Annotated in this window: 7 protein-coding genes, 3 rRNA genes and 1 pseudogene (1 of these 11 cut by a window edge); 5 read left to right on the forward strand and 6 right to left on the reverse strand. The window is 57.4% G+C overall.

The genetic code is table 11. From position 1 onward, the window contains the following. The 3 genes from J0G10_RS01645 to rrf (J0G10_RS01655) form a co-directional block, all read left to right on the forward strand. Positions 1-1606: ribosomal RNA gene (locus tag J0G10_RS01645) — 23S ribosomal RNA — on the forward strand (it extends 1288 nt beyond the left edge of the window). Positions 1607-1757: 151 nt separating this feature from the next. Continuing rightward, positions 1758-1873 (forward strand): 5S ribosomal RNA (rrf, locus tag J0G10_RS01650). Positions 1874-1979: 106 nt separating this feature from the next. Continuing rightward, positions 1980-2095: ribosomal RNA gene (rrf, locus tag J0G10_RS01655) — 5S ribosomal RNA — on the forward strand. A 71-nt stretch (positions 2096-2166) separates the two neighbouring features. On the opposite strand, the pseudogene J0G10_RS29910 reads toward rrf (J0G10_RS01655), so the two are convergent. Beyond that, positions 2167-2403 (reverse strand): annotated as a pseudogene (locus J0G10_RS29910) (PepSY domain-containing protein); the annotation flags it as partial. Between the two features lie 262 nt (positions 2404-2665). Between J0G10_RS29910 and J0G10_RS01660 the strand changes: the two are divergent. Next, on the forward strand, positions 2666-4546 hold the full coding sequence (locus tag J0G10_RS01660) for a methyl-accepting chemotaxis protein (RefSeq protein ID WP_095051117.1): 1881 nt from the start codon (positions 2666-2668) through the stop codon (positions 4544-4546). A gap of 142 nt (positions 4547-4688) precedes the next feature. Here the strand turns inward: J0G10_RS01660 and J0G10_RS01665 are convergent, their stop codons facing one another. The 5 genes from J0G10_RS01665 to J0G10_RS01685 all read right to left on the reverse strand — a co-directional run bounded on the left by J0G10_RS01665 (position 4689) and on the right by J0G10_RS01685 (position 11743). Next, positions 4689-5156: an SRPBCC family protein gene (locus J0G10_RS01665; RefSeq protein ID WP_095126619.1), complete on the reverse strand. Its 468-nt coding sequence runs from the start codon at positions 5154-5156 to the stop codon at positions 4689-4691. 22 nt (positions 5157-5178) lie between these two features. Next, positions 5179-8571 (reverse strand): amino acid adenylation domain-containing protein, encoded by a 3393-nt coding sequence (locus J0G10_RS01670; protein ID WP_220557257.1) that lies wholly within the window; start codon positions 8569-8571, stop codon positions 5179-5181. A 13-nt stretch (positions 8572-8584) separates the two neighbouring features. Then, positions 8585-9514, reverse strand: coding sequence for a diiron oxygenase (locus J0G10_RS01675; RefSeq protein ID WP_095126617.1), 930 nt, complete (start codon positions 9512-9514; stop codon positions 8585-8587). After that, a complete protein-coding gene (locus J0G10_RS01680; protein ID WP_095051121.1) occupies positions 9511-10287 on the reverse strand; it encodes a DUF3050 domain-containing protein in 777 nt (258 codons plus the stop codon). Before J0G10_RS01680 ends, J0G10_RS01675 begins: the two co-directional genes overlap by 4 nt. A gap of 745 nt (positions 10288-11032) precedes the next feature. Next, positions 11033-11743, reverse strand: a complete 711-nt coding sequence (locus tag J0G10_RS01685) for a GntR family transcriptional regulator (protein WP_095126616.1) — start codon at positions 11741-11743, stop codon at positions 11033-11035. Positions 11744-11940: 197 nt separating this feature from the next. Here J0G10_RS01685 and lapG point away from each other — a divergent pair, with 197 nt between their 5' ends. Further along, positions 11941-12633: a cysteine protease LapG gene (gene lapG, locus J0G10_RS01690; protein ID WP_095113878.1), complete on the forward strand. Its 693-nt coding sequence runs from the start codon at positions 11941-11943 to the stop codon at positions 12631-12633. Positions 12634-12641: the final 8 nt, after the last annotated feature.

Genomic DNA, 12641 nt, shown 5'->3' on the forward strand with positions numbered 1-12641 from the left:
GAAAGACCAAGGTTTCCTGCGCAACGTTAATCGACGCAGGGTTAGTCGGTCCCTAAGGCGAGGCTGAAAAGCGTAGTCGATGGAAAACAGGTTAATATTCCTGTACTTCTGGTTATTGCGATGGAGGGACGGAGAAGGCTAGGCCAGCTTGGCGTTGGTTGTCCAAGTTTAAGGTGGTAGGCTGAGATCTTAGGTAAATCCGGGATCTTAAGGCCGAGAGCTGATGACGAGTGTTCTTTTAGAACACGAAGTGGTTGATGCCATGCTTCCAAGAAAAGCTTCTAAGCTTCAGGTAACCAGGAACCGTACCCCAAACCGACACAGGTGGTTGGGTAGAGAATACCAAGGCGCTTGAGAGAACTCGGGTGAAGGAACTAGGCAAAATGGCACCGTAACTTCGGGAGAAGGTGCGCCGGTGAGGGTGAAGGACTTGCTCCGTAAGCTCATGCCGGTCGAAGATACCAGGCCGCTGCGACTGTTTATTAAAAACACAGCACTCTGCAAACACGAAAGTGGACGTATAGGGTGTGACGCCTGCCCGGTGCCGGAAGGTTAATTGATGGGGTTAGCTAACGCGAAGCTCTTGATCGAAGCCCCGGTAAACGGCGGCCGTAACTATAACGGTCCTAAGGTAGCGAAATTCCTTGTCGGGTAAGTTCCGACCTGCACGAATGGCGTAACGATGGCGGCGCTGTCTCCACCCGAGACTCAGTGAAATTGAAATCGCTGTGAAGATGCAGTGTATCCGCGGCTAGACGGAAAGACCCCGTGAACCTTTACTATAGCTTTGCACTGGACTTTGAATTTGCTTGTGTAGGATAGGTGGGAGGCTTTGAAGCGTGGACGCCAGTTCGCGTGGAGCCATCCTTGAAATACCACCCTGGCAACTTTGAGGTTCTAACTCAGGTCCGTTATCCGGATCGAGGACAGTGTATGGTGGGTAGTTTGACTGGGGCGGTCTCCTCCTAAAGAGTAACGGAGGAGTACGAAGGTGCGCTCAGACCGGTCGGAAATCGGTCGTAGAGTATAAAGGCAAAAGCGCGCTTGACTGCGAGACAGACACGTCGAGCAGGTACGAAAGTAGGTCTTAGTGATCCGGTGGTTCTGTATGGAAGGGCCATCGCTCAACGGATAAAAGGTACTCCGGGGATAACAGGCTGATACCGCCCAAGAGTTCATATCGACGGCGGTGTTTGGCACCTCGATGTCGGCTCATCACATCCTGGGGCTGAAGCCGGTCCCAAGGGTATGGCTGTTCGCCATTTAAAGTGGTACGCGAGCTGGGTTTAGAACGTCGTGAGACAGTTCGGTCCCTATCTGCCGTGGACGTTTGAGATTTGAGAGGGGCTGCTCCTAGTACGAGAGGACCGGAGTGGACGAACCTCTGGTGTTCCGGTTGTCACGCCAGTGGCATTGCCGGGTAGCTATGTTCGGGAAAGATAACCGCTGAAAGCATCTAAGCGGGAAACTTGCCTCAAGATGAGATCTCACTGGAACCTTGAGTTCCCTGAAGGGCCGTCGAAGACTACGACGTTGATAGGTTGGGTGTGTAAGCGCTGTGAGGCGTTGAGCTAACCAATACTAATTGCCCGTGAGGCTTGACCATATAACACCCAAGCAATTTGCGTCGAAGAGACCAGATTGCGGTGTGTGAAGACGAAACGAACCGAAAGTTCGATGTTCACAAACACCGAAAGCTATCACATACCCAATTTGCTGAAGCGAGGCCATTTGGCCACGAGTCAGTACCCGAATTTCTTGACGACCATAGAGCGTTGGAACCACCTGATCCCATCCCGAACTCAGCAGTGAAACGATGCATCGCCGATGGTAGTGTGGGGTTTCCCCATGTGAGAGTAGGTCATCGTCAAGATTAAATTCCGAAACCCCAATTGCGAAAGCAGTTGGGGTTTTGTTTTAAGTAGAAACATCCGTTTTTGCTGGCTTGTTACCGTGTTGACGGGCCAGATAAAGAATTTCTTGACGACCATAGAGCGTTGGAACCACCTGATCCCATCCCGAACTCAGCAGTGAAACGATGCATCGCCGATGGTAGTGTGGGGTTTCCCCATGTGAGAGTAGGTCATCGTCAAGATTAAATTCCGAAACCCCTGTCTGCTAACGCAGACAGGGGTTTTGTCATTTCAGGGCCTGCAAAACCGATGATCAGAAAGCTTTACGTGTCTTGCTGATACGTCGGGCCTGCCATTTGCGCCACCAGATGTAGACGCCAGTCCCCGACAAGTCTGCAATCAAAGCGGCTAGCACCGTGATCATCACTTACCCCTTAACACCAATGATTCGACCTCCATGTAACGGCACCTGCAACCGGTAAAACTGCTCTCCCAACGTCCCCTGCCCAGCAATCTCCTGCCCTGACAAGCGCCCGTCCGTACCATGAAATCACAACCAGAATTTGCAATTGCCGCTCCAACATTGCTCCTGAAAAACACCGTGACGAACGCTCTGGCACGCCGTTGGGCGGGAATCTGGCAGAAATACCATCCATTTCCTGTGTGGCCCTAAGATTTCTCCGACACGTGCCGACAGACTGGTGAGACATGCGTGCACCAAAGTAGAGCGGCTAGTAGAACGCTGCCTGCACTGTACATGGAATGTTGCATCCGGAACGCATCCCCACTTTTGGCATAAGAAGTCCCATGAAATGAATCTCAAGTTCAGCCATAAAATCCTGTTGGCCGCCTCGGGCGTCGTGGTCCTGGCGTTCGCGCTGTTCACCCTCTACAACGACTATCTGCAGCGAAACACCATTCGCCAGAACCTCCAGTCTTCCGTGCAGCAGGCCGGTGATCTGACCGCCAGCAGCGTGCAGAACTGGATGAGCGGGCGGATTCTGGTGCTGGAAAACCTCGCGCAGAACGTTGCCCATCAGGGCAAGGACGCGGATTTCCCGGGCCTGGTCGATCAACCAGCGTTCACCTCGAACTTCCAGTTCACCTATGTCGGTCAGGCCAACGGTGTGTTCACCCAGCGCCCTGACGCGAAGATGCCGGACGGCTATGACCCGCGTCAGCGCCCTTGGTACAAGCAAGCAGTCGCTGCCGACAAAACCATGCTGACGCCGCCGTACATGGCGGCCGTCGGTGGCTTGGTGGTAACCATCGCCATGCCGGTGAAAAAGAACGGCGAACTGCTCGGCGTCGTCGGTGGTGACCTGAGCCTGGAAACCCTGGTGAAGATCATCAACTCGGTGGACTTCGGTGGCCTTGGCCATGCGTTTCTGGTCAGCGCCGACGGTCAGGTGATCGTCAGCCCGGACAAAGATCAGGTCATGAAAAACCTGAAAGACATCTACCCGAACACCAGCGTGCGCATCGAGAAGGGCAACCAGAACGTCGTGCTCAACGGTCAGGAACGTATTCTGTCGTTTACCCCGGTCAGCGATCTGCCGAATGCGCAGTGGTACATCGGTCTGTCGATCGATCGCGATAAAGCCTACGCCGCACTCAGCCAATTCCGCACCTCGGCGCTGATCGCGATGTTTGTTGCTGTGGCTGCGATTGCGCTGCTGCTGAGCCTGTTGATCAATGTGTTGATGCGTCCGCTGACCACCATGGGTCGTGCGATGCAGGACATCGCTCAGGGTGAAGGCGATCTGACCCGTCGTCTGGTGGTTGAGAGCAAAGACGAATTCGGTGAATTGGGCAGCGCATTCAACCAGTTCGTTGAACGGATTCACGCGTCGATTTCCGAAGTGTCCTCGGCAACCCGCCACGTGCATGACTTGTCGCAGCGCGTGATGGCGTCGTCCAACGCTTCGATCGTCGGTTCTGACGAACAAAGCGCGCGCACCAACAGCGTGGCTGCCGCTATTAACGAGCTGGGCGCCGCCACTCAGGAAATTGCGCGCAACGCCGCCGATGCTTCGCAACACGCCAGCGGCGCCAGCGAGCAGGCTGATGACGGTCGTCAGGTGGTCGAGCAGACGATTCAAGCGATGACAGAGTTGTCGCAGAAGATCAGCCTGTCGTGCACGCAGATCGAAACCCTGAACGCCAGCACCGACAACATCGGCCACATCCTCGATGTGATCAAAGGGATTTCGCAGCAGACCAACCTGCTGGCACTTAACGCCGCAATCGAAGCGGCGCGTGCCGGTGAAGCCGGACGTGGTTTTGCCGTGGTGGCGGACGAGGTGCGAAACCTTGCCCATCGCACCCAGGAGTCGGCGGAAGAGATCCACAAAATGATCACGTCGTTGCAGATTGGTTCGCGGGAAGCGGTGACCACGATGAACGCCAGTCAGGTGTCCAGCGAGCAGAGCGTGGAAGTGGCCAATCAGGCCGGTTTGCGTCTGGTCAGCGTGACTCAACGTATCGGTGAAATCGACGGCATGAACCAATCGGTGGCAGCGGCCACTGAAGAGCAGACCGCGGTTGTGGAAACCCTCAACGTCGACGTTAACCAGATCAACCTGCTGAACCAGCAGAGCGTCGCCAACCTCAATGAAACGTTGAAGGATTGTGATGCGTTGTCGCAGCAGGCCAATCGTCTGAAGCAGTTGGTCGACAGCTTCAAGATCTGACCTGAAGTCAGACCCCGTTATCGTTCATCGCGAGCAGGCTCACTCCTACAAATTAACCGGGCTCCATCTGAAGGAACCCGATCAACTGTAGGAGTGAGCCTGCTCGCGATAGCGGTCTAGAACTCCCCGCCAAGCTCAAGCCTTAAACAAACAGCTTCAGCACATTCCCCATCGCATCATCCGCAAACCCCTGCACAAAATCCTTGAACCCTGGCAGTGCCTCTTCACCGCCCGCAGCCGGCTCGGCAATGATCGTCCACGTCGCCCGAGACTTACCCGCGCCCAGCGATTCGACATTCATCGCCGCCCACAGATTCGCCACCCCCAACGTGTTGTAAATCGTCGTCCAGGTCATGCATCGGGCCTGCTCATCGCGGGAGTTGAGTTGCTCGACCACCACGTTGCCATCCTTGAAGCATTTTTTGCGCAGCGAGGACACACCCTCGCCGATTGTTTCGATGTGCGACAGCGCCGGAATGAAGCGGTCGAAACCGCCGAATTGGCCGACCACTGCCCAGACCTGCGCCGCGTCTGCCGGCACTTCTACCGAAGACGCAACGTGGTAGCCATGCGGGTTTTTGATCAGGGTGTCGGGTTGCAGAGTGCTCATGGTGTTGCTCCTGTTTGATGGATCAGATGAAGTTAATTTCTTTCAGGTAATCGCAGCCACGACGCAGCAGTGCCGGGGATTTCTGTGGGTAGTGCGCGCCCATCAACTGCACGCCGGCCTCAGCGTTGGCATGGCCAATCAGGGAGATGTCGCCGATGTCTTCTTCGAAGCCGTTGAGGTAGAAACCGAGCACGCCGAACAGCGCGTTGTCGGTATCGACACGCCCGAGCTGCTGCTGCCAGTCGGCGACGCTGACCAGTGCGAACTTGCTGCCGGTTTCGCGGAACGAAGCGACGTAGGCATCCCAGCTCAATGGCTCGGGGTTATGCAGGTTGAACACCGCACGTTCGGGTGAATAACGGCTGGCGTGGAAGGCAATGAAGCGGGCAAGAAAGTCCACTGGCATCAGGTCGAAATTCAGCGCGAAGGCCGGCACCTGGCCGAGCTGGATCGAGCCTTTGAGCATCAGCATCAAACGGTTTTTGTGCGGCTGACAAACACCGCTGAGGCTGTTGAAACTAATGTTGCCAGGGCGATACAGATTGACCCGTACACCGCGTTCCCGCGCCCGTTCGAGGATGCGTTCGCCGACCCATTTCGACAGGTTGTAGCCGTTGCGAATATAGATCGGTGGGGTCGTGGCGGCTGGCAGTTCCAGCACCCGTCCAGCATCGTCCACCGTGCTGGAAGCCGACAGCGTCGAGACGAAGTTGAAAACCTTTTTGCTCTGCCCTTCGCACAAGCGCAGCAGGGCGAAAATCGGTTCGACGTTGTCCGCCGCCAGCGACTCGTAATCGAGTACGTGATTGACGTTAGCGGCGTTGTGCACCAGTGCGCCGAACTCGCGATCCAGGCGCTGATAGTCGTCGTCATTCAGGCCCAACTGCGGGCGCGTAATATCCGCCGCGTAAACCCGCACGCGACTCAGATCCAGATGCTCCAGGCGGTTTTCACGCAGTGACTCGGCAAAGCGTTGCGCCGCAGTTTTACCGCCGCCGTCGCGCACCAGACACGCCACTTCGCTGGCGCCCCAACCGAGCAGCGCCTCAACGATGTGCACGCCGACAAAACTATTGGCGCCGGTTACGATGACTTTATGCACATCGCCCATGTGGCTGATCGGCAGTGGCTCGATTTCCAGTGCACGCTCGGCGTCGGCCATGGCCTGGGCGCTGAGTACGGCGCTGTCATCGGTGCCGCGTACCAGCGTTGCCAGTTTGATGATGGTCGGCAGTTCGATGAAGCGGTTGATCGAAATGCTACGCCCGAACTCCTCACGCAAACGCAGCAACATGCGCGAGAGCAGAATCGAGTGGCCACCAAGATTGAAGAAGCTTTCGTCAGTGGAAATGTCGCTGCTCGGCAGCTCCAGCAACTCCGCCCAGATCTCCAGCAACAGCGCTTCATCGGCATTCACCGGCAGGCATTTCGGCCCGTTGTCCTGCACGCTCACTGGCAGTTCCAGCAGTGCTTTGCGATCGACTTTGCCGTTGCTGGCGAACGGCATGCTCGCCAGCTCGGTCCACGCCACCGGTTGCATGTAGTCCGGCAAAAACTGTCTGGCGTGGGCTTTCAGCGCGTCGCGTGCGGTGTCCGATTGCGCTTGTGCGAGGAACGCGAGAATGCGCCGCTGACTGTCGATCACCACCGCCATTTGCCGGTACAACTGGCTCTCGCGCAGGCAGCGCTCGATCTCTTCCGGCTCGACCCGGAAGCCACGGATTTTTACCTGATTGTCGCGCCGCCCGCACAGTTCGATACCGTGCTCGCCCCACCTGGCCATGTCGCCGCTGCGGTAGGCGCGCAGCGTTTGGCCGTCCGGCAATTGCAGGGTCAGATAACGCTCGGCGGTCTGCGGCGGATTGTTCAGATAACCGAGGCAAACACCGGGGCCGATGATGAACAATTCGCCGACGGTGTGCTCCGCCACCGGTTGCAAATCGTCATCGAGAATCAGCACTTGGCTGTTGGCGATTGGTGCCCCGAGGGTGCGGTTACTGTCGCCCGGTTTGAGCTGGCGCGCGGTGATCAGTACGGTGGCTTCGGTCGGGCCGTAAAGGTTGTGCAGTGTGCCTTGACGGGTCAGTTGCTCAATGACAAACGGCTCGCAGACATCGCCGCCGGTCATCACTTGCACGCCTTCCAGTTGCTCCAGCGGCAGGATGCTCAACAGCGCCGGTGGCAGGAATGCGTGGGTCAGGTGTCGGCGGCGGATCAACGCGACCAGTTGCAATGGATCGCGCCGTTGCGTGTCGTCCGGCACCACCAGTTCGGCACCTTCCAGCAGGGTCGGGAAGATGTCGATCAGTGACGAATCGAAGCTCAGCGACGAGAACTGCAAGACCCGACTCTCGGCCTGCAATTGCACGTAATCGGCGTACCACGCGGTGAAGTGCGCGAGGTTGGCCTGACTGAGCAACACGCCTTTCGGATGTCCGGTGGTGCCCGAGGTATAGAGCGCCATGCACGGTGCATCAAGGTCGGGACGGCGGCGCATTAGCGGTTGGCTGAGATCTGCCTCTGAGCTGTCGATGCGGCTGACGTCCAGCCCCGCCAAGGATGCGCTGAGCGGATGCTCGCCATCATGCAGCAACAGCAGCGCGCCAGCATTTTGCAGAATGTATTGCTGACGCTGTAACGGATGACTCGGCTCCAGCGGCAGATACACCGCGCCGCTGCCGAGGATCGCCAGAATCGAGGCGAACAGCGCCGGGCTTTTTGGCAGGCAAATGCCGACCACCCACGGTTTTGGCTGTTGCTCGAGCAAGGGCAGCAACCGCTGCTGAAGCGCACGACTGTGAGCGTGCAGTTGGCGATAGCTGATCGACTGTTCGGCGATGTGTAGCGCCGGGCGTTCAGCGTGGTGGATCAAGCTTCGTTGCAGGCGCTCGATCACCGGGATCTGCGCCTCTTCCAGCAGTGTGAGATTGGTCGTGTCGTTGCGGCGATGGACGTAAGCCAGGCTGTCGAGGAACAGCAGGTTTTCCATTCTCTCGAAATCCGGCGCAGTCACTGACGCGGCCTGCTGCAGATAGTCAGCATCACGGGAGAAGCGGCTGACCAGCAACGCCACTTCATCGACCACCTGCGTCAGCACCCGTTGCCGCAGCGCCTGCCCATTGCCGGACGGCTCATCGCCAATCGGCACGCGGCTGATCAGTGACGAGCCAAGGAAACACAGCAAATCGAGTGTCGGCAAACCGGCATGGCTCTGCACGCCGACACCCAAACGCAGATGCAGGTGCGGGATCGAGCAGAAATCGCCGGCGCCGATAAAACCATCGTCGATGATCAGATCCACCGTCGCTGCACCGGCAGCGCTGCGCTGCAATGAGTGACCGTGTTGTTCCAGTTCCTGCGCCAGGTCGGTCATCGCCTGGCTGGCGCCAATCAGCAAAATGTCGAGACGTTTCATGTCGGCCTCCTCATCAAACCAGGTAATCGCGTAACGCGTGCTGCACGCACGGCGTGTCGAGCAGCGAGCTGTTGTGGAAGAACTTGACGATGTTGCCCACCAGCGGATGGTGGCGATTGATCGGGAACGCGAGCCCGGCCATCTCGTCCCTGAGCGAGCGGCGGGTGGTCTCGCTGACCGGCAGTGCGTCGATCAGGCGCAGGTCGAAGGCTTTCTGGATGTCGTTGGTCAGGTAATGGCCGATGAACACCGGCAGAATCTGCGCGATGGTTTCGCGATCCGCCGCGTTGGCGGTGTGCCAATAGATGCGCACCATCCGCGCCCAGAAACTCGAATGGCGACCTTCATCGAGCAAGTGATCGGCCATCAGGCCTTTGATCGACGGCTTGACCGTGTCGTCGCGTGCGAACGCCGCGACATCACCGGTCACGGTGTTTTCGGCGATGGCCACGCAGATCAATTCGACCGCGCTGCGCAGGTGCTCTGGCGCCAGCGCTACTGCCGCAGGAATCGCCCGGCTCAGTTCGATTTCATCGGGGAGCTGAATCGGTTCGATGCCGGTCATCGCCACTGTTTGCTGCATGAAATCCATCGCCACGAGGGCGTGGTAATCCTCGTCGACCACCACGGTCATCGCGTCGTAACGACAGGCAAACGGGAAGGCCACGGCGAAGCGATTCTTGGCGATGCTGCGCGCGGTCTTGTCGACGATCTCGGTCTCGAAAATCACCACGTCGTTGATGAATTTGTACAGCGTCTGTACCAAGGCGAAATCACGCTGTTGCGGGCACTCGCGCAGGAAGGTTTCGCTGAGTACCAGCGGCTGACGACTGAGCGGATAGATCAGCCGTTCGTCGTCTTCGAGTACGCGTCGCGGGCGGGTGCGGATGGTCGCGCGATTCTCCCAGGCGTCGGCAAAGGATTGATAGTCAGCAGCGTTCATTGGGTCACCTCTGCCAACGGCTCGCGCATGCTTACGCGCAGGCCGTCCCACAAGGCGATACGGCTTTCCACGGCGGCAATGGCGCTGGCGTAGACCTCGGCTTCACGTTGCGGGTCGCCGTCGACCAGGCGCTCGAGCAGGTGTTCGGCCGCCGGGCCGTGGTCTTCGGAGTCGACCTCGATGTGCCGTTCCAGGTAATAGCGAAAGGTCGGCGCCTGTTCGATACCGATGCCCCAGTCGTCAAGAATGCGCTGGAACATGGTCGGGATCACGCTCTCGCGACCATGCAGAAACGCCGCCGCCACGCTGTGTCCGGGAGCATGCAGGGCGGTACGCAAAGTATCGCGGACAAACTGCGCGGCAGCCGGATCAACCTCGACGCTTTGCAGCGCGACGTCATAGCTCACGCCTTCCTGTTGCAGGGCGACAAAGCGCTCTACGGCGGTGGTACTCGCGCCGATTTCGCGCATCGCATCCAAGTACAACTCGAAATGGCTGTAATGCCCCTCGGTCAGGCGATCATCCGATTCTTCACCGAGAACGATCTCGTTGATCAACCGCGCGGCGTGAGGGTCACGCGGCGGTAGCCAGGGCAAACGCGTGCAGGTCAGTTCCTGCTGCAGGCGTTTGGTCAGCGACATGAAATCCCACACGGCAAATACATGGGTTTCCATGAAACGACGCAATACCGATAACGACGTGATCTCGGAAAAGATCGGGTGAATGCTAAGTTCGGCTTTCTTCAGGGTGAGTTGGTGCTTAGTGGGCATCATGATGTCCTTTATCGTTGATATTAAATGGAACTGCTCTGCAACTGCGCAATCAATGGAATTACGACTTACTTGTTTTCTGTCGACGGACGACAGCCTTCCTTCCTGATAGGTAAGTGCGGATCGATATACCTTTGACATGACTTCATGTCTGCCCATAAAGCGCTGCTGCTGCTCCGCAGGCATTGGGCTGCTGCCGAGGTGAAGGGTGAAGTTCAAACTTGGCGAAGAAAAGCTAATACACCGACAAAGTGTTTAACAAGTATATTTTTAATTATTTTAAGTTGGCTGTTTTTTGAAGTTGAGTTGTTCCAATAAAACTTTCAAATAAAGTTTTATTTGGGCGTAGTTGCTCCTTTCGGCGAATAACGGCCAAAATTGCTCAAGAAGAGTGAATGCCTCACTCGAAGCAACTTTCCAGTAATAAGAGTTGAATGATTTAAAAGGGGCGGAAGTTGGCCGTGACCCCGCGCCATGACTTCCTTTTTCCCGTGGCAAGGCTCCTTCCGTAGGTTCCTGGTGCGGGGACTGCGCCGGCAGGGCGGCGCGTCGCCCGTTCTTTATGGGGTGGCGGCTCAAGAGTGCGGGTAAATTTGCGCCACGGCTATGACCGATTCATCAGCGGTAACTTGCAAATATCGGACTGAACGGCGCAGGGAGGTTAGAGCGGACATGTGGATCCGCCCAGCAGAGGGCTGGCGGATCGCTTGGGGATTTGTAAGCGGGTGATTCGCGGGGCGGTGCGCGCTCAGCGCGCAGCTTGGCGGTTTTGCGCGGCAGGGGTAGCGAGATAACGAGTAATCACTTCGACACCGCGATTGAGGTGCTGCTCGAGGAGTTTGATCGACAGTTCAGTGTCGCGATCCAGCACGGCTTGCAACATCGCCCGATGATCGTCCTGGGACAATTTGCCCAGGCCCATGGCCTCAAGGTTGAAGCGCAGAAAACGCTCCTCTTCGTTTAGCCCGTCTTCAACCAGTCGCAGTAAGCGTTGGTTGGGCGCCTTGCTGTACAGGGCCATGTGGAACAAACGGTTGAGTCGGCCGATTTCCGTGTAGTCGTGTTGCGCCTCGAGCTCTTCGATGTACCCGGCTGCGCGTGCGTGGTCGGCAGCGGTCAGCAGCGGAATCGATTGCCGCATGGCTTCGGATTCGAGCAGGATGCGCAGCTCGTAGGTTTCGGTAGCATCACCCTGAATCAATGGCGCAACCACTGCACCTTTATGCGTAGTAACGCTCAGCAGTTCTTGGGCTTCGAGCTGGCGCAACGCTTCGCGCACCGGCATGCGGCTGACACCGAAAAGGTCGGCCAGATCCTGCTGGCGCAGCGCCGTGCCACAGGGCAGACGACCGTCGAGGATTGCTGAGCGCAGGGTTTCTTCGATCACCGAACGGGCCAGATGAGCAGGAATCGGTCCATCGACTTTAATGCTGTGCAACGGTTTGGGCTTCTGTGTCACGACTACGCACCCTGTATGTCGGCCTGGTTTGGATCCAAATTACACTAGTGATTGCTCTACAGGTTGTCAAACCTTGTAAAACATCGCTGTGCCAACTGAAGTTTAGCGTGCCGAGTATGATCTCATGGTGCCATTGTTTTTTGTCGGGCTAAGCTTCACCATCAAACGCTTTCCTTCCTGCCCCCTGGAAACCTGCTGTGGCGGTACGTTTCGCGATCCCCCGGACTCTGCGCTGGCTAGGCTGCGCACTGCTGCTGGCCGGCGTCATGCTGGGCGGTCTGCATGCCGATTGGGATTTTTCCACGATCAGCCGCAAAGCCACGGCACTCTACGGGCCGCTGGGTGCCGGCCAGCAGCGCATTGATGCCTGGCAGAATCTGTTGGCCACGCAGAAACAGGTCAGCGAGATGGAAAAGCTCAAAGTGGTGAACCTGTTCTTCAACAAACAGGTGCGCTATGTCGAAGACATCGATCTGTGGCACGAGGTCGATTACTGGGAAACGCCGATCGAGGCGCTGTGGAAGGGCGCCGGCGACTGCGAAGACTATGCGATCGCCAAGTATTTCAGCTTGCGTCACCTTGGGGTTTCCAGTGACAAGCTGCGCATTACTTATGTCAAAGCGTTGCGCCAGAACCGCGCGCATATGGTCCTGACTTACTATGCCACCCCCGATGCCATGCCTCTGGTGCTCGACAGCCTGATCGACCCGATCCAGCCGGCGTCGCAGCGAACCGATTTGCTGCCGGTCTACTCTTTTAATGCTGAAGGGTTGTACCTGCCAGGCGCCAAGGGCAACAAGAAGGTCGGAGATACCAAACGCCTGTCACGCTGGCAGGATGTGTTGAAGAAAATGCAGGCCGAAGGTTTCCCGGTCGAAACGACTAACTAGGAGCATGC

It is taken from the genome of Pseudomonas germanica, from assembly GCF_019614655.1.
Classification (GTDB): Bacteria; Pseudomonadota; Gammaproteobacteria; order Pseudomonadales; family Pseudomonadaceae; genus Aquipseudomonas; species Aquipseudomonas neuropathica.

Coding starts and splice junctions, on each gene's coding strand:
- J0G10_RS01670 (WP_220557257.1), bottom strand. CDS start 8,571: ATGAAACGTCTCGACATTTTGCTGATTGGCGCCAGCCAGGCGATGACC.
- J0G10_RS01660 (WP_095051117.1), top strand. CDS start 2,666: ATGAATCTCAAGTTCAGCCATAAAATCCTGTTGGCCGCCTCGGGCGTC.
- J0G10_RS01675 (WP_095126617.1), bottom strand. CDS start 9,514: ATGAACGCTGCTGACTATCAATCCTTTGCCGACGCCTGGGAGAATCGC.
- J0G10_RS01680 (WP_095051121.1), bottom strand. CDS start 10,287: ATGATGCCCACTAAGCACCAACTCACCCTGAAGAAAGCCGAACTTAGC.
- J0G10_RS01665 (WP_095126619.1), bottom strand. CDS start 5,156: ATGAGCACTCTGCAACCCGACACCCTGATCAAAAACCCGCATGGCTAC.